The organism is uncultured Roseovarius sp., from assembly GCF_913057115.1.
Lineage (GTDB): Bacteria > Pseudomonadota > Alphaproteobacteria > Rhodobacterales > Rhodobacteraceae > Roseovarius.
On sequence record NZ_CAJXNN010000019.1, the window covers coordinates 20,602 to 37,787 of the forward strand.

General features: G+C 62.8%; 17 protein-coding genes and 1 riboswitch. Of the genes, 12 read left to right on the forward strand and 5 right to left on the reverse strand.

Annotation, left to right across the window (positions count from 1 at the left end; all coding sequences use genetic code 11):
• Positions 1-8 precede the first annotated feature (8 nt).
• Positions 9-809, forward strand: a complete 801-nt coding sequence (locus QZ498_RS09635; RefSeq protein WP_294621702.1) for an SDR family NAD(P)-dependent oxidoreductase — start codon at positions 9-11, stop codon at positions 807-809.
• Positions 810-867: 58 nt separating this feature from the next.
• Positions 868-1,758: an oxygen-dependent coproporphyrinogen oxidase gene (gene hemF, locus QZ498_RS09640; protein WP_294621704.1), complete on the forward strand. Its 891-nt coding sequence runs from the start codon at positions 868-870 to the stop codon at positions 1,756-1,758.
• A 63-nt stretch (positions 1,759-1,821) separates the two neighbouring features.
• On the opposite strand, the gene QZ498_RS09645 is transcribed toward hemF, so the two are convergent.
• Positions 1,822-3,603, reverse strand: a complete 1,782-nt coding sequence (locus tag QZ498_RS09645; RefSeq protein WP_294621705.1) for an SLC13 family permease — start codon at positions 3,601-3,603, stop codon at positions 1,822-1,824.
• A 124-nt stretch (positions 3,604-3,727) separates the two neighbouring features.
• Between QZ498_RS09645 and QZ498_RS09650 the strand changes: the two genes are divergently transcribed.
• Positions 3,728-4,477, forward strand: coding sequence for a YebC/PmpR family DNA-binding transcriptional regulator (locus tag QZ498_RS09650; RefSeq protein WP_294621707.1), 750 nt, complete (start codon positions 3,728-3,730; stop codon positions 4,475-4,477).
• Between the two features lie 518 nt (positions 4,478-4,995).
• Here QZ498_RS09650 and QZ498_RS09655 read toward each other — a convergent pair.
• A complete protein-coding gene (locus QZ498_RS09655; RefSeq protein ID WP_294621709.1) occupies positions 4,996-5,487 on the reverse strand; it encodes a DUF2867 domain-containing protein in 492 nt (163 codons plus the stop codon).
• A 59-nt stretch (positions 5,488-5,546) separates the two neighbouring features.
• Positions 5,547-6,434 (reverse strand): LysR family transcriptional regulator ArgP, encoded by an 888-nt coding sequence (locus QZ498_RS09660; protein ID WP_294621711.1) that lies wholly within the window; start codon positions 6,432-6,434, stop codon positions 5,547-5,549.
• An 89-nt stretch (positions 6,435-6,523) separates the two neighbouring features.
• On the opposite strand from QZ498_RS09660, the gene QZ498_RS09665 reads away from it, so the two are divergent.
• From QZ498_RS09665 to QZ498_RS09680, 4 genes are all read left to right on the forward strand, one after another.
• Positions 6,524-7,117 carry a LysE/ArgO family amino acid transporter gene (locus QZ498_RS09665; protein WP_294621713.1) on the forward strand — a complete coding sequence of 198 codons (594 nt, stop codon included), beginning with the start codon at positions 6,524-6,526 and terminating at the stop codon, positions 7,115-7,117.
• An 89-nt stretch (positions 7,118-7,206) separates the two neighbouring features.
• A complete protein-coding gene (locus QZ498_RS09670; RefSeq protein ID WP_294621715.1) occupies positions 7,207-8,139 on the forward strand; it encodes a pirin family protein in 933 nt (310 codons plus the stop codon).
• 39 nt (positions 8,140-8,178) lie between these two features.
• The gene (locus QZ498_RS09675; RefSeq protein ID WP_294621717.1) at positions 8,179-9,084 is read left to right on the forward strand and encodes a DMT family transporter; all 906 of its coding nucleotides are present in this window, start codon (positions 8,179-8,181) and stop codon (positions 9,082-9,084) included.
• 53 nt (positions 9,085-9,137) lie between these two features.
• A riboswitch (cobalamin riboswitch) is annotated at positions 9,138-9,338 on the forward strand.
• Positions 9,339-9,433: 95 nt separating this feature from the next.
• Entirely contained in the window at positions 9,434-9,703 is a 270-nt protein-coding gene (locus tag QZ498_RS09680; RefSeq protein ID WP_294621719.1) for a hypothetical protein, read from the forward strand.
• Between the two features lie 60 nt (positions 9,704-9,763).
• Here QZ498_RS09680 and QZ498_RS09685 read toward each other — a convergent pair whose 3' ends face one another.
• On the reverse strand, positions 9,764-10,843 hold the full coding sequence (locus tag QZ498_RS09685; RefSeq protein ID WP_294621721.1) for an Mrp/NBP35 family ATP-binding protein: 1,080 nt from the start codon (positions 10,841-10,843) through the stop codon (positions 9,764-9,766).
• 237 nt (positions 10,844-11,080) lie between these two features.
• On the opposite strand from QZ498_RS09685, the gene QZ498_RS09690 reads away from it, so the two are divergent.
• The 5 genes from QZ498_RS09690 (at position 11,081) to QZ498_RS09710 (ending at position 16,204) form a co-directional block, all read left to right on the forward strand.
• Entirely contained in the window at positions 11,081-11,302 is a 222-nt protein-coding gene (locus QZ498_RS09690) for a DUF1127 domain-containing protein (RefSeq protein ID WP_294621723.1), read from the forward strand.
• Between the two features lie 281 nt (positions 11,303-11,583).
• Complete coding sequence (locus QZ498_RS09695) at positions 11,584-12,876, forward strand: ArgE/DapE family deacylase (protein WP_294621725.1); 1,293 nt, start codon at positions 11,584-11,586, stop codon at positions 12,874-12,876.
• A gap of 79 nt (positions 12,877-12,955) precedes the next feature.
• Positions 12,956-14,341 (forward strand): hypothetical protein, encoded by a 1,386-nt coding sequence (locus QZ498_RS09700; RefSeq protein WP_294621726.1) that lies wholly within the window; start codon positions 12,956-12,958, stop codon positions 14,339-14,341.
• Positions 14,342-14,435: 94 nt separating this feature from the next.
• A complete protein-coding gene (locus tag QZ498_RS09705) occupies positions 14,436-15,743 on the forward strand; it encodes an ABC transporter substrate-binding protein (RefSeq protein WP_294621729.1) in 1,308 nt (435 codons plus the stop codon).
• Between the two features lie 194 nt (positions 15,744-15,937).
• Positions 15,938-16,204, forward strand: a complete 267-nt coding sequence (locus tag QZ498_RS09710; protein ID WP_294621731.1) for a hypothetical protein — start codon at positions 15,938-15,940, stop codon at positions 16,202-16,204.
• On the opposite strand, the gene QZ498_RS09715 is transcribed toward QZ498_RS09710, so the two are convergent.
• Positions 16,201-17,148: a hypothetical protein gene (locus QZ498_RS09715; protein WP_294621733.1), complete on the reverse strand. Its 948-nt coding sequence runs from the start codon at positions 17,146-17,148 to the stop codon at positions 16,201-16,203. The two genes, QZ498_RS09710 and QZ498_RS09715, sit on opposite strands and share 4 nt — an antisense overlap.
• Positions 17,149-17,186 lie beyond the last annotated feature (38 nt).

A 17,186-nucleotide genomic window follows, 5' to 3' on the forward strand; every position in this document is an offset into this window, starting at 1 on the left:
TTCCGCGCATGTCATTTTCAATTTCCGGCAAGACCGCCATCGTCACCGGCGGGGCCAATGGTATCGGGCTAGCCATCGGGCGGCACTTTGCCGACAAGGGCGCGAATGTGATGTTCGCCGATATGGACGAAGAGCGCCTGATCAAGGAATTGGGGGAAAACAAGGAGGATAGCAATATCCGCTATTTCGCCGGGGACCTTCGGGAAAAACTGACCTTGGCCAACCTTTTGTCGGCGACGATTGATGCCTTCGATCAGGTGGATATCCTGATCAACGGGTCACGGCAGGTGGTGCCCTCGGACCCGCTCAATCCCGATGACGACGCGGTTGAGATGCTGTTACGGCAAAACCTGTTGACCTCGCTTCGGTTGAGCCAGTTGGTGGCCAAGCGGATGATCAAGCAGGCGGAGGGCAAGGAGGGGGGCATGGCGGGCACCATCGTCAACCTGTCGTCGATTGCTGCGCGCCGTACGCATCCCGATCTGCTGGCCTATTCGGTGTCCACGGCGGCCCTGGACCAGATGACGCGCAGTTTGGCGGTGGCCTTGGCGCCGCACCGCATTCGGGTAAACGCGGTGGCCTTCGGGTCGGTCATGTCGGCCTCGCTGAAAGACACGTTGCGCGACAACCGCAGTTTCCGCAGTGACATCGAGGAGCACACGCCGTTGGGACGGATCGCCTCGCCCACGGAATTGGCCGAGGCGGTGCAGTATCTGTCGTGTGACGGGTCGGGGTTCATGACCGGGCAGATCATGACGGTGGATGGCGGGCGGTCTTTGCTGGACCCGGTTGCGGCACCTGCGCACTGAGGCTGGTCTTGGCTTGGGGTGCCTGCTAGGGAACGCCAAAGACAGGAGGAACACGCCCATGACATCCGATTTCACCGAAGAAAAACGCCGTGCGGCTGCGTGGTTTCGAAGCCTGCGTGATGAGATCGTCGCCGCTTTCGAAGGCTTGGAAGACAGCCACGCCGAGGGGCCGTTGAGCGATGCGGAGCCGGGCCGTTTCGAGGTGAGTGAGACCAAGCGCAAAAGCGACGACGGGTCAGACGCGGGCGGCGGGTTGATGAGCGTCATGCGTGGCGGGCGCGTATTTGAGAAAGTCGGCGTCAATGTCTCCGAAGTGTACGGGACATTGGGCGAGGCGGCGCAAAAGGCCATGGCGGCGCGCGGTGTGCCGGGGATGGACAGTGACCCGCGTTTCTGGGCCAGCGGCATCAGCCTTGTGGCCCATATGCAGAACCCGCATGCGCCGGCGGTTCACATGAACACGCGGATGTTCTGGACGCCGGGGGCGTGGTGGTTCGGCGGCGGGTCGGACTTGAACCCTTGCATTGAGTATGACGAGGACACCGCCCATTTCCACGCCACGCAAAAGGCGCATCTCGACCCGCATGGCGCGGATATTTACCCGTGGCTCAAGGATTGGGCGGATGAGTATTTCTATATCCCGCACCGGCACCGGGCGCGGGGTGTGGGCGGTATTTTCATGGATGACCGCAATACCGGCGATTGGGAGGCCGATTTCGCCCTGACGCAGGATATTGGCCGGGCCTTCCTGCCCGCCTTCCTGCCCTTGGTGGAAAGGCGCCGGGTGCAGGAGTGGGACGCGGCCGACAAGGACGCGCAATTGGTCCATCGCGGGCTCTATGCCGAATACAACCTTGTCTACGACCGAGGCACCAAGTTTGGCCTTGCCACGGGCCATGATGCCAATGCGGTGTTGATGAGCCTGCCGCCCTTGGCGAAATGGATTTAAGGTGCCGAAATCTTCAAAAGATTTCGGTCCGATTTCTTTTGAAGAAATCGGGGGTCGGCTTGGTTACAGTGGCCAGAATACAAGGATCGCCGGGATGGATACCGCGATGACCAAGATTTCAAGCGGCAGGCCCATGCGCCAGTAATCTCCGAAACGATAACCGCCGGGGCCGAGGATCAGGGTATTGTTCTTGTGGCCGATGGGGGTGAGGAACGCCGCCGAGGCCGCGACCGCGATGGCCATCAGAAAGGCATCGGGCGAGGCATCGAGCCGGCGTGCCATTTCGATACCCACGGGGGCGGCCACGAGGCTTGTGGCGGTGTTGTTGAGCACATCCGAGAGGGTCATCGTGACCGCCATCAGGATCGCAAGGATGGCCCAGCCGGGCAGGCCATCGGTCAGCCCGATCAACTGTCCGGCCAAAAGATCGGCCCCGCCGCTGTCATTGAGCGCGGTGCCCAGTGGAATGAGAGAGCCCAGCAGCACCACGACCGGCCACTCGATCTGGTCATAAAGCTCGCGCAGGGGGATGATGCCCGTCAGCACATAGGCCATGACCACGGCCCCGAGGCCGATCGGCAGGCTGAGGACCCCGAAGGTGGCCGCGCCCACGGCGGCGGCGAAAAGCGTTATCGCCAGCCATGCCTTGTTTTGCTTGGTGATCGACAGGCCTCGCTCGGCCAGAGGCAGGCACCCCAGCCAGTTGACAATCTGTGGGCCGCTGTCCACGGGGGTCAGCAGCAGAAGAATGTCGCCCGCCTTGATCTTGGCGCGTCGCAGGTTGTCGGATATACGCCGCCCCTGCCGAGAGACGCCAACGATTATGGCACGTTGTCTCCAGTGCAGACCTATGGCCTGTGCCGTCGTTTCGGCGATACGCGCATCGCGGGGCACCACCGCTTCGATCAGGGCAAGGCCTTCGGCCTCACCCTCGATCACGTCGCGGCGGTCGGAATCGGTATAGGCCAAGCCCTGACTGGCCCGGAAATCATCCAGGGCGTCGGGGTGCGCTTCGATGACAAGGATATCGTCAGGTTCAAGCCGGGTGCTGCGGGCGCTGCCATAGCGGCGTTTGCCATCGCGGATCAGCCCCAGAATGGCGACTTCGGATTCGTCGGCGGCCTCGTAGAGTGCACCAAGGGGTTCGCCGATGGCGGAGTTGCCTTCGGGCACCGAAAGCTCGGCAAGATAAGCGGATGTTTCATGCAGGGCATCGGCCGGGTCGCTTCTCGTGGCGCGTTTGGGGATGAAACGCCAGCCGATCAAGGTGATGAACGCCATACCGGCAAGGGCGACGGTAGCGCCCACCGGGGCGAAATCGAACATTTGGAAGGGTTCGCCCATTTCCTCGGCCCGGATCGAGGCAATGATGATATTGGGCGGTGTGCCGATCAGGGTGACCATGCCACCAAGGATGGTGGCGAAGCTGAGCGGCATGAGGGTTAGCCCCGGTGAGCGGCCCGCTTTGCGTGCGGCGCGCATATCGACCGGGATCAGCAGGGCCAAAGCTGCTACGTTATTGATAAACCCTGATAAAATCGCGCCTCCGCCGCCCAGAACGGCGATGTGGCCCTGCAAGGACCGGCCACTGTCGACAACCACGCTGGTGATAAGCTGCACGGCGCCGGCCTTGGCCAACCCGGCCGAGACCACAAGGACAAGTGCGACGATGATGGTGGCGTGATGGCCGAAGCCCGAAAAGGCGTCTTCGGTGGGGACCACGCCTAGGATGACGCCCAGAAGGAGGACGGAAAAGGCAACGATATCATAGCGATAGCGCCCCCAGAGCAGCAAGGTGAAGAGCAGGCCGAAGAGGCTGAAAAGGATAATCTGGTCACTGGTCACTGGCGCGCCTCCATTGTCGTTTTCAGCCAAACGGAAATCCCGAGGGTTTGCAACCGGCTTGCGGGCTTGGGGGGGAGTGGCCTATATCAGGCGAAACTCACGCAATTCCCGAGGGAGAGACCCCATGGCCGGCCATTCTAAATGGGCAAATATCCAGCACCGTAAAGGGCGGCAGGACGCCGCGCGATCCAAACTTTTTTCCAAGCTCTCCAAGGAGATAACCGTTGCCGCCAAGATGGGCGACCCGGACCCGGAGAAGAACCCGCGCCTGCGTCTGGCTGTGAAGGAAGCGAAATCGAATTCCGTTCCGAAGGATGTGATTGACCGGGCGATCAAGAAATCCACCGCAGGCGACGGGGAAGACTATGAAGAAATCCGTTACGAAGGCTACGGCCCTGACGGCGTGGCGGTGATTGTCGAGGCGATGACCGACAACCGCAATCGCACCGCCAGCAACGTGCGCTCGACCTTTACCAAGAACGGCGGCAACCTTGGTGAGACCGGCAGCGTGGGGTTCATGTTCGAACGCAAGGGTGAGGTGACTTATCCGGCCGAGGTGGGCGATGCCGACACGGTGATGATGGCCGCCATCGAGGCCGGCGCGGAAGACGTGGAATCGGGTGAGGATGGCCACACGATCTGGTGTGCGGATACGGATTTGAACGATGTTTCCAATGGGTTGGAGGCCGAACTGGGCGAGAGTGAATCGACCAAACTGGTGTGGAAGCCCACGACCACGACCGAGTTGGACCTTGAAGGCATGCAAAAGCTGATGAAGCTGATCGACGCGCTTGAGGATGACGACGACGTGCAGCGCGTGACGACCAACTTTGAAGCCTCAGACGAGGTCATGGCGCAACTGGCCGCCGAGTGATTTTCGCGCCCGGACGGGCGCATTTTCACCGAATCGTACGACTCGTACGTTTGCCCCCCGGTTTTCGTACGAAAATCGGGGGTTTTGTTTGGCCGGTCGTACGAGTCGTACGGAACTTGGCGGGTTTCTGTACGGATTGCACAGAGTGTACGTGTTTTCTGCACAAAATTTCGGGCCGGGCAGGGCGACAATGTACAGGTTGTACTGAACCTGTGGCTGAACTGGGGTAAAGCGCGCCGCGGCAAGCCATTGTTAATACATTTCATGCGAGTGTCACCCCGAGGTGAACTTTGAAAGGAGATGTGCAAGTGAGGATGCAGACCTTGAGCAGTTATTGAGTGATTGTCTGGATGGTGGACAAATCCTCCGTTGGATGCCCTCGAGCCAAAGAGTATGCGGCCTTGATTGCGGCTTCATTCATTGCTTTGCGGTTTTGGCGCGAAAGCGTATGCAGCCCCTCGGGTTGAATGCCGCCGGGGCACGCTGTGATCGTCTGTTTTCGGCGCGGGCCGCATCGTTCAGGTCTTCGGGGACAGTTTCGAGGCCAGGCGCTTGAGCGTGCCGTGTACGATCCATTTATGGGCGATACCCACCGGGATCATGTAGGCCCGCCCGAACCAGTTATGGATGCGTACCGAGGAGGTGATGCTGACCGTGGGGCCATCGCATGAAATACAGGTCATCACGTCAAGGTGGCGGTCACGTTCGGTCAGGACGAGGGCTGTCTGGTCAATATATTCAACCAGAAAAAAATCCAGATGGTCGCCGGGTTCGACGTTGGTCACGGTTTTGCCGCTGAAGCCACCGATTTTCTTGACGCCGAAACACGATGAGATGGCATCGCGGATGCGGAAGGCGAGTTGCATGAATGGCTGTGGGTCGGCCATGGCGAGAGCCCAAGCCTCTAGTGGACGGACCGGGTGGGGGAGGTTGATGCTTTGACTGTCGTAGTAGTCAAGCGCCGGGACCGGGGCGAGAACGCGGATATGGGTGTTGGGCAGAGTGATCATGGCTTGGTTTAGCGAGGGGCCTGCGCCGGGGAAAGAGAGAGCGGCGTTTGAGCCAGTGGTCAGGGTGTGGCAAGTGGATGCAGGGCGCTTTTGGCCGCCTCGCGCAGGGCGCGGGTGAGCGGGGAGAGGGCTTCGGCGAAAAGGCGGGGGCATTGCCAGTAGAGGGCGGTGTCGACCTCGGCCCCCGGTAGAAGCGGCACGAGGTGCCCTTGGGCGATCTCGGTGCGGACCAGTGCTTCGGGGTTGAGGCCCCAGCCGAGGCCGAGGCGGGCCGCGTCGACGAAGCCTTGGGAGCTGGCGATGTCATGACAGGGCGGCGTGAGGCCGGGGCCCATATGCCGCGAGAGCCAGTTGTGTTGCAGGCGGTCTTTTTCGTTGAAGCGCATCATAGGGGCGCGGGCCATGGCCTGTGGCGTGATCCCATCCGGGAAATGCCGCGCGATGAAGGCGGGGCTGGCGGTAGGGATGTAGCGTAGCGCACCCAGCGGCGTGACATCGCAGCCGGTGACAGGCCGGGCGCTGGCGGTGATCGCGCCCATGACCTCGCCCCGGCGGAGCCAATCGGCCGAGACATCCTGATCGTCCAGCACAAGGTCGAACACGTGCTCGCCCAGTTGTGCCAGTGCGGGCAAAACCCATGTGGCGAGGCTATCGGCATTGACTGCGAGGCGCAGGCGGGTGCCCGGCGTGGCCTGCCCCAGATCACGGGTCAGCTGCGCATCGAGCAGGGCCAGTTGATCGGCATGGGCGGCAAGGCGGTTGCCGGTCGGCGTGCCGGTACAGGGTGTGCCGCGGGTGACGAGCCGAGTGCCGATCCGGTCCTCCAGCGCCTTGAGGCGTTGCGAAATGGCTGATTGCGTCACGCCCAGATCATGGGCCGCGCCTTCGAAGCTGCCGTTGCGCAGGATGGCGGCGAGGGCGGTGAGGTGCTTGGGGTCGATACGCATAAGAAGTACTTATGAAGGCGTAAGGTTTTTAATTTGTGTAATCGCGTGGCGCCACCTAAGCAAGCCCGGCATGAAAGAGGAGGCAGCGCATGCAGGCGGTAATTGACGGATATCTTCTGGGGTTTTCGCTGATCCTTGCGATCGGGGCGCAGAATGCCTTTGTGCTGCGGCAAGGGCTCAGGCGGGAGCATGTCTTGCCGGTGGTCTTGTTGTGCGGAGCCTCGGATGCGGCCTTGGTGACAGCCGGCGTGCTGGGATTCGGGGCCTTGTCGCAGGCGGTGCCGGGCCTCGAGCGGGTGATGCTTTTTGGTGGTGTCGCATTCTTGCTGTGGTACGGGGCGAGAAACCTTTTGGCGGCATGGCGCGGTGGCGAGGTTCTGGAGGCCGGGGAGGCGGCTGGCAGTCTGCGGCGGGCGCTTTTGACCTGTCTGGCGCTGACCTGGCTGAACCCGCATGTCTACCTGGATACGGTGGTTTTGCTTGGCTCGGTCTCGGCGCAGTATGACGACACGCTGGGTTTTGGCGCCGGGGCGGTGACGGCGAGTTTCAGCTTTTTCTTCATGCTGGGGTATGGCGCGCGGCTTTTGGCGCCGTTTTTCCGGCGGCCGTCAAGCTGGCGTGTGCTGGACCTGATCGTGGGGCTGACCATGTGGGGGATCGCGGCCAAACTTTTGTGGGGCTGAGGGGCTTGCACAGAATATGTGCGGGGGTGTCGGGGTGATTGGGCGCTTGGCTTTGCTATCTTCTTGTGAGGATAGATTGGAGGAATGCCATGAGTTGGAACCCCACGTTAGAGCCGCAATGCCCCGAGGCCGGGAGCCTTGACGATATCGAGACCCTGATCGTGCCCCGCGCGCGCGACATCGGCGGCTTCGAGGTGCGGCGCGCGCTTCCGGCCCCACGGCGGCAGATGGTGGGGCCGTTCATTTTCTTCGATCAGATGGGGCCGGCGGAGTTTCTGACGGGGCAGGGAATTGACGTGCGCCCGCATCCGCATATCGGCTTGGGGACGGTGACCTATCTGTATGACGGCGAGTTTCAGCATCGCGACAGTCTGGGCACTGATCAGATGATTTACCCCGGGGCGGTGAACTGGATGGTGGCGGGGCGCGGCGTGACCCATTCGGAACGCACCAGCGAGGCCACCCGCAAGGGACAAAGCAAGCTGTTCGGGATTCAGACATGGGTGGCCTTGCCCGAACAGGCCGAGGAGCGCGAGGCCAGTTTCGAGCATCATGCGCAGGAGGCGTTGCCGGTGCTGGAGGGTGAGGGCAAGCAGTTGCGCCTGATCATGGGGCGCGGTTGGGGCGCGGAGGCGCCGGTCAGTACATTTTCCGAGATGTTCTATGCCGATGTCACGATGGAGGCGGGGGCGAAGCTGCCGTTGCCCGACGATCACGAGGATCGTGGGGTTTATGTGACCCAAGGATCGGTAAGCGTGGCAGGCGAGGTGTTCGAGGCGGGCCGTATGATGGTCTTTCGCCCCGGTGATGCGATCACCCTGACGGCGGGGGCGCAGGGCGCGCGGCTGATGGCATTGGGCGGCGAGACGCTCAATGGGCCGCGCTATATCTGGTGGAATTTCGTGGCCTCCAGCCGGGAAAAGATCGAGGCGGCCAAGGTGGCCTGGGCCGAGGGGGATTGGGCGCATGGGCGATTCCAATTGCCGCCCGGGGATGACGATGAGTTCATCCCGCTGCCTTAGGGGGTTTTCATTCCTGTCCAAGCAGCCCTAAATGCGACCATGAGTTCCGACCAAGGCAATCGCCCCGGATGGGGTATCTTCTGGATGGTGGTGACCGGCCTGCAATTCGTGGGTGTTACGGCGCTTGTCAAAACCCTTGGGACGCGCATTCCCGCGCCCGAGGCGGCCTTTATCCGCTATGTATTGGGCTTGGTTTTCTTGCTTCCGGTGCTGGGGCAGTTGCGGCGCTTACGCCCGGGCAAGCGTGTTATGGCTTTGTTCGGATTGCGGGGGCTGGCGCATACTTTGGGCGTGGTGCTGTGGTTTTATGCCATGGCGCGAATCCCGATCGCCGATGTGACGGCGATGAACTACCTTTCACCGATCTACGTCACGCTGGGGGCGGCCCTGTTCCTTGGGGAGCGGCTGGCGCTGCGGCGGGTCTTGGCGATTGTCGTGGCCCTGATTGGCGCGCTGATCATCCTGCGGCCGGGCTTTCGCGAGGTTGGGGCCGGTCATCTGGCGATGATTTTCACGGCGATCTTCTTTGGCGCGTCTTACCTGACGGCCAAGCGGCTCTCGCAGGAAGTGGGCCCCGGTCTGGTGGTGGCGATGCTGTCGATCACCGTGACCATCGGCCTAGCCCCCTTGGCGGCGATGGAGTGGGTCTGGCCCACGGCGTGGGAAACGCTGATCCTCTTTGGAGTGGCCTGCCTTGCCACGGGCGGGCATTTCACCATGACCTTGGCCTTCCGGGCGGCCCCATTGGCGGTGACGCAGCCGGTGACCTTCTTGCAGCTGGTTTGGGCGGTGGCACTTGGGGCCTTGGTGTTCAACGAAGGGGTGGACCCATATGTCGTGCTGGGCGGTATGGTGATTGTCGGCGCGGTGAGCTTCATCAGTTGGCGCGAGGCGGTGTTGAAGGGCCGTGCCGTGACCCCGCCGGTGTCGGCCACAAAAGGGTGAAGGGCAATTGCGTCGCAAGGTGAAAGAATCCTTGCGTGCGCCTGCGGCCTGCGACAGAGTTTTCTTATCAAGGTGCTGCACACCGGTCATTCGGGGTGCGGAGAATTGGGAAGCCGGTGAGAGACCGGCGCTGCCCCCGCAACGGTAAGGATGGGGGCAAGGGCATCAAGCCACTGGACCGCCGCCATGGTCCGGGAAGGCGCCCTTGCCAGACCCGCCAAGCCCGGAAACCAGCCTTGTGTCACGTCAAGCCGCGGGGGGCGGTGCGGGCGCGTGTCATGGACCGCTTCCCTTAACATCCCCTCGCCCCAGACCGGCCCGGGGTGTGGCCGGGGGAAGAGAAGTAGAAGTGAGCGTTACCCAGATTTTGGATGGATTGGAAGCGATGCCCGAAACCGGGGCCGAGGCCGATAGTGCCGCGCGCCTTGGGTTCCTGGAATGGGTTTTTGCCATGCCGGGGGCTGCGACGCCGCAGGCGGCACGGGATGCTCTGGCCACCGAGGCCGCACAGGAGGCCACGAGCCCGGCGGCGCGCGCCTTTGTTGAATTTCTGCAAGCGGCCTGCGTGCCGGTGCGCGGCGCAAGGGGCCGGGCGCGGCGGGGCCGGGTGCTGCACTAACCCCTTTGGACCGAAATCTTTAAAAGATTTCGGTCCGATTTCTTTTCAAGAAATCGGGCGCTAAGCCATTCCGCCTTGCACGAGCCTATCGGCCAGTTGGGCGTAGGCCTGAGCCATGGGGCTGTCGCCTGCGGCAATTGGTGTACCGGCATCCCCGGCCAGCCGGGTGTCGAGGTCGATGGGCAGGGCACCGAGAAAGGGGATGCCCAGTTTGTCGGATTCCGCCTGAACCCCGCCATGGCCGAAGATATGCGCCTCGTGTCCGCATTCGGGGCAGTGGAAGGTGGACATATTCTCGATCAGCCCGAGTACCGGGGTTTTCAGGGTGTTGAACATGTCCATCGCCTTGCGCGCATCCAGAAGCGCCACGTCTTGTGGCGTGGAGACCACCAGCGCGCCGGTGGGAGCGGATTTCTGGCATAGGGTCAATTGCACATCGCCGGTGCCGGGAGGCAGGTCGACGATCAGGACGTCCAATTCGCCCCAGTTCACCTGCGTCATCATCTGTTGCAGCGCCCCCATGAGCATGGGGCCGCGCCAGACCACGGCCTTGTCGGGGTCCAGCATCAGGCCGATGGACATCAGCGTGACGCCATGGGCGTGCAGCGGTTCTATGATCTTGCCATCGGGGCTGGCCGGGCGCTGATTGACGCCCATCATGCGAGGTTGACTGGGGCCATAGATATCGGCATCCAGCAGGCCCACGCGGCGGCCTTGCTTGGCCAGCGCCACGGCGAGGTTCGAGGACACCGTGGATTTGCCGACGCCGCCCTTGCCCGAGGCCACGGCGAGAATCGAGCGGACCCCGGCAGGGCGCACCGGTTCGTTGCCGCCCTTGGGGTGGCCGCCGATCTTGAGGCTGGGGGCCTCTTTTTGGGGGGGCTGTTTGCCGCCGTCATGCGCCGTCAACGCCACGCTGGCGTGATCCACCCCCGGCACCGAGAGGGCGGCGCGTTCGGCGGCGGCGCGCAGCGGCTCCATTTGCTGCGCCATGGCGGGCGAGGGCGCCTCGATGACGAATCGGGCGGTTGCTCCCTCGATCGACAGGGCGCGCACCATGTCGCGCGAGACCAGATCGCCGCCGTCTGGCAGCTCCAGTTTTTTCAGTTCATCGAGAATCGCGTCGCGTGTCGCTGCCATTTTTGCCACCCCCTTCATCGCTTTGCCGCAATAGGTGGCAGCTTTGACACGGAGGGCAAGGGGGTGCGTAAAGATTGATGAAAAATTCACCTTATTGCTTAACGTTAGGTCAGCAATGCGTATGCATTTGCTGCATGGCAGCATTGAGAATTCGGGGATTGTGCAAGTGCAGCATTGGGTTATCTTTGGATCAACAAACGAAACGCGACGCACTTCGGTGCAAATGAGAATAAGACAATGACCTTCGCACATGACACCCGGGCCTCGAACGCGGCCCTCGCCCTCGAGATCAGCGCCGCTGTAAGCCAGTTCTTCCAGCGTATCGACGATTACCGCCTGTACCGCAAGACGCTGCAGACGCTTCGCGATCTGGATGACCGGACCTTGGCGGATCTTGGCCTGCACCGGTCGGGCCTGCGGGCGGAAGCGTTGAAAGCCACCTACGGCATCATGCGCTAAGGAAATTCGGAATCGAATGTCTCTCTCCTCCTCCCTGAGGCATTCGTGAATGGCGGCGGCGCTCTCTCCTCCTCCCTGAGGGCCGCCGCCCAAAATACCCCGGACCATCTTGAGGTCCGGACAAGATGAACGGCTGATCCTCTCCTCCTCCCTGGATCGGACGTGAAAAGAACGGCGGTGCTCTCCTCCTCCTCCCTGAGCGCCGCCGTTTTTTTGTCTGCGCCGGGAACTTGACGCGCCGTGGCAGCGGTGGCTGAGTGGCGTCACACAAGGGGAGTCAAATGATCATGGACAAAACGTCACCGGAGGTTCGCGCAAAGATTGTTGCGGCTGTCGAGGCGGGATTCGAACGACAAGTTGAGTTCTTATCCGACTTCACGGCCATTCCCAGCGTGCGCCCCAATGAAGGTGCGGCTTTGGATTTCATGGCCGGGGCCTTGCGTGGGCGGGGTTGGGACGTGGACGACTGGACGGTTCGCGCCCATGACCTGCGTGATGAACCGGGATTTGTCGATTGCGCGGGTGAGGTGCCGTCGGTGCGTTCGGTCGTGGGGACGATGGAGGGCGCGGGTGAAGGGCGCTCCTTGATCCTGCAAGGTCATTTGGACGTGGTGCCTGAAGGCCCTGAGGATATGTGGCAGACGCCGCCCTATGCGCCAAAACTGCGCGATGGCTGGATGTACGGGCGCGGTGCGGGTGACATGAAGGCGGGCAAGGTGGCTGCGCTTTTCGCGGTCGATGCCCTGCGCCGGGCAGGATATGCGCCCATGGGGCGGCTGCATTACCAATCGGTGGTCGAGGAAGAATCCTCGGGGCTTGGGGCCGTGGCGACACTGGCGCGCGGCTATCGCGCCGACTGCGCCTTTATTCCCGAGCCTACGGGCCTTGGGCTTGTGCGGGCGCAGGTCGGCGCGATCTGGTTTCGCCTCAAGGTCAGGGGGCGGCCCGCGCATGTGGCCTATGCCGGAACGGGATCGAGTGCCATAACGGCGGCGATGCATCTGGTGAGTGCCTTGCAAGAGATGGAGGCCGCATGGAATGCCGAAGCCGCGATGCATCCTTTGTACAAGGGCGTAGAGCATCCGCTGAATTTCAATGCCGGGATGATCAGGGGCGGTGACTGGACCTCGTCCTTGCCGGCGTGGTGCGATGTGGATTGCCGGATGGGCCTTTTGCCCGGCGATGACGTGGCCACGCGGAAGGCACAGATCGAGGCGGTGGTGGCCAAGGCCGCCGCCGAGCACCCGTTTTTGCGCGACACCCCGCCCGAGATTGTCTGGACCGGGTTTCAAGCTGATGGCTTTACCCTTGAAGGGGCCGAGGCCCCCGAAGCGGTGTTGCGCGCAGCACATGAGGCGGCAACCGGGCAGGCGGGGCCGGAAGATCAGATTTGGACCGCCCTGACCGACACGCGGTTTTACGGGCTGTACCATGGCATCCCGGCGCTGTGCTATGGCCCCACGGCCGATGCGATCCATGGTTTTGACGAGCGGGTCGATCTGGCTTCGGTCCAGCGCTGTACCGAGGTGATCGCGCTGTTCATCGCCGAATGGTGCGGATTGCGGGAGTCATGAGGCTCAAGGCGCGGTGATTTATCCCATTTGCCCCTGCGTGTGACAGGCTAATCTGGAGCCAATCGCAGATGGGGGAAAGATGAACCAGCGCTTGATCTTGGCCATGATCCTTGGGCTGCTGCCCGGGATGCTTTGGGCGCATGCCTCGGAGCAGGGGTTTGTCCTGCTGTTGCCGACCGATGTCTATATCGGGGCGGGGGTGGCCAGTGTCGCACTGACGGTGGTTTTGCTCGCGGTTTTGCCGGCATGGGTGGCGGCACGGCTGTTTGCACCTTTGGCGGTTGTCGCGGTGCGGGGCCTGCCCCTGCGGCATGCGACAAGCCTGATGGCGACGCTGTTTCTGGCTTTTCTGGTCTGGCGCGGGGTCAGCGGATCGAATGATCCATCGGTCAATCCCCTGCCGCTGTTCGTCTGGACGGTGTTCTGGATCGGCTTGGTCTCGCTTCAGGGGGTGTTGGGCAATCACTGGCGCTGGACCAACCCGTGGACGGGCCTGGTGGCGCTTTTGGGGTGGGTGACGGGCAGTCGCGCGCCCATCCGCTACCCGCGCGTCTTGGGTCATGCGCCCGGCGTGGTGATTTTCCTGTGTTTTGCGGGGTTTTTGCTGGCTGATCCGGCACCGGCGGACCCCGACCGGCTTGCCTTGGCGGTGGGCGGCTATTGGTACCTGACACTGATGGGGGTGACGCTGTTTGGCCCGCGTTGGATGCTGCGGGCCGAGGCCTTGACCATTTTGATGCGCGCCTATGGACGCATGGGCCTTTTGGGCCGGGCGCGCGGGCGCTTGGCGGTGGGCCTTTGGGGCTGGCAGGTTCTCGCGCGGCCGCGGCCGGGGTTCGGCTTGGCGGTTTTCATCCTTTTGATGCTGGGGTCGGGCAGTTTCGACGGGCTGAACGAAACCTTCTGGTGGTTTGGTTTTCTGGGCATCAATCCGCTGGAATTTCCGGGCCGGTCGGTTGTGATCACCCAGAACCTTCTGGGGCTGATCGTGGCCAATGCGGCGCTTATCACCGCTTTTGCCGCCTGTCTTTGGCTGGGCGAACGGATCGCCGGCACCCGCCGCCCCTTGGGCGAGGTGTTTTGTCTTTATGCGCCCACCATTCTGCCCATCGCGCTGGGCTATCACGTGGCGCATTACCTCACCTCTTTCATGGTGGATGGGCAATATGTGATCAAATTCCTGACCGACCCGATGGGCCAAGGCGCGGACCTGCTCAACCTTGGCACGTTTTATGTAACAACGGGGTTTTTCAACACGCCCGGCACGGTCAAGGTGATCTTTCTGACGCAGGCGGGGGCCGTGGTTGTAGGGCATGTGATCGCCATTCTGCTGGCTCATGCCTTGGCGGTGCGGGGCCATGGCAACAACTGGCGCGCGGTTTTGGGGCAGGCCCCCTTGGCGCTGTTCATGATTGCCTATACTTTCTTCGGGCTTTGGCTTTTGGCCTCGCCGCGCGGTGTGTGAGCCGGTAAAGCACTGGACAAGCAGAGCACGGCGGCGCACCATTGGTGCGACGGGGTGTGTGAGATACCCCTTTGACCACCAATGGAGGCGTCTTATGACCACCAAAAGCCCCAGAACCCCGAGATCCGTAACATCGACCTCGCGCCGTGGCGCGCTCAAGACCCTTGCCGGGGGTGTGGCGGGAGCCGCCACCCTGCCGATGTGGGCGCGCTATGCCCAAGCGCAAAGTTCCGAGCCCATCAAGATCGGCTTTCAGGTCCACCGCACCGGCATCGGCGCGGCCTATGGACGGTGGTACGACCGCACCACGCAGGCGGCGGTGAAGCTGATCAACGAGGGCGGCGGCATCAATGGCCGCCCGGTCGAGATCGTGGCCGAGGATGACGGGACCGACCCCAAACGCGGTGCCGAAGTGGTCGAGAAATTCGCCACCCAGCACAACTGCGACATCGGCTTCGGCACGCTGTTCAGCCACGTCGTGATCGGCTCGGCGCCGCGTGCGGGGGAGTTGAAATTGCCCTATTTCGTGGTCTCCGAAGGCACGCATGTCTCGTCGGGGATGCTGAACCGCTATACCATGCAGCCGGGCATCACCGATGTGCGCAGTCAGGTGATTTCCATGGCGCCCTTCATCACCGAGAACCTTGGCAAGAAGGTCACCATGATCTTCCCCGATTATGGCTTTGGTTATGATCACCGCGACAACCTTGCCCCGGCCATCGAGGCACAGGGCGGCGAGGTTGTGGCCAAGATCGCGATTCCGCCCTCGGAGACCTCCTTCACCCGCTATTTCCCGAAAATCCCGCGCGAGACCGAGGTCGTCTATCACGTCATGGTGGGCCCCGGCGTTCTGACCTTCGTCAAGGAGTTGGGCGAGTTCTTTGGCGGGCAGGGGCCGGAGTTGTTCGGGTTCATCGACAGCCTTGAAGCGGTGGCGATCGACAGCCCCGGCTTGGAATTCCTTGAAGGCAGCCATTTCTGGGAAGGCATGTGCCGCCACAGCCAGCCCGATGAAAGCGAGCACGAGGCGTTTTACCGCGAGGCCGTGGGGGTCGATTCGCGGGGCGCGTCGGTCAGCGACCCGACGGATGTCTCGACCTATGGGCATATGTTCGGTTGTTGGGAGACGCTGCATGTGGTCAAGGCGGGCATGGAGGCAGCGGGCTATCGCGGCCCTCAGGACCGTGCGGCCCTGATAGAGGCGGTGGAGGCCATGACTGACATGCCACTGAGCCAAGCGCATCCGCAGGGCGCCAAGCGCTTCAACGGCAAGACCCACCAAGTCTTTGGCCACCAGTATATCAGCAAGGTCGAAGGCGGGATGCTCAAGAAGGTGCATACGACTTCGATCGAGGACACGCTCTATCCCGACGAAGTGGATTACACGACGCAATCCTTTTGATTGCTCTGGTTTGCAGGACAGGGGGCGCGATAGGTTTCGCGCCCCTTTTTTTGTTTGTGCGGGTAGGGTGGGCTGACATCCGGCTGTGCGAGGCTAAAGCGTTCCGCCTTTTACCTGAGATATCAGCCAAAGGCGGAACGCGTGCAACGATTGAGCGTTGCGCTGCATTTCGCGAAACGCTTTAGGTCAAGGCTATGCTGATAACCATTCTGTGCATCTATCTGGCGGTCTATGGCTGCGCGCTTTTTGCCGCACGTCGTGGGCGTGGCACTGTATGGGCGCTTTATGCCGTGGCGGTGCTTGTGGTGCCCGCGCTCGGCGGAGGGGTGTTTTACATCGTCTACGCGCGGGTCGACCCGGTGAATGCCGTGGGCTTTGCGCGCGCGGTGGTCGGACTGGGCGCCGCCTTGGCGCTGGTCGGCTATCCGCTCAGCCTGTGGCGCGCGCGACGGGGGCTTTAGTCGATCACCACGTCGTCAACCGGGCGGCGTGGCGACGGGGCGTGATCCATGGCGGCGTGTCCCATGCGCAGCAGGATTTGCGGATAACCCGTTTTCCCGGCGAGCGCCTGCAACCTTGGGCGCAAGTGGATCACCTCGATCGGTTGGTTGAGATAGGAGGCCGCGAGTCCGGCCTTGACCCCCAGGAGAAGCAGGTGGTGGAGGGCCTGTCCCGTGGCCAGCCAATCGGCGGGGCTGTCGCCTTCGCTGCCCAGTACGGCCAGAAGGGGCGAGTGATCGGCCAGATCACTATCGCGTGCGGCCACGCCATCGCCCAGATCGAAGCGGCGCACAACCATGCGCGCGATTGGGATGGCAAGGCCGGGCAGGGTGAGGCCATCGCCTGCGCGACGTGGATGCATCCATTGGGCCAGTTCCCGCCGCCAGCGCGGGTCGGCCCATTGCGCGGCGTCGCCTTCGGCCACGAGTTTCGCGGCGGCCTCGCGGGTTTCCTCGGTCTCAAGCGGGGCAAGCCATGCGCCTTCGCGCGCAGTTGCCGCTTGCAGGGTGGTCAAGCTGTCCGTGTCGACCGCCTGATCTGTGAAAGCCTTTCGCCAGGTCTGGCGCATGTCGATCACCGATGCGAGGTCACGGAGGTCCGGCTCGGCGGGGCCGTTGAACGCCAGATGCGCCAGCCGTTCCTCGCCCGGGCCATCGGGAAGTGGGCTGATGGCCGCGCCCAAACCCTCGGCGGCGGCGGCCACCCGCAGCCCGAAAAGCGCGCAGCCGCAGCTGATGGTCAACTCGCGATCTTCGGGGTCGGTGACCGGCAGGGCGCGGGTGCGATCGGCCAGCAGGTCGATCCCCTCGTCGGTTGGACGAAACAGCCAAGGCTGGCTGTTGTGGCTGGAGGGCGCGCGGATGGCGCGGGCGATCATGCGGTGTAGCTTGGCGTCATCGGTCATGGTGGGCCTTTTCCCGGTGAACATGGGGCCAAGGCTAG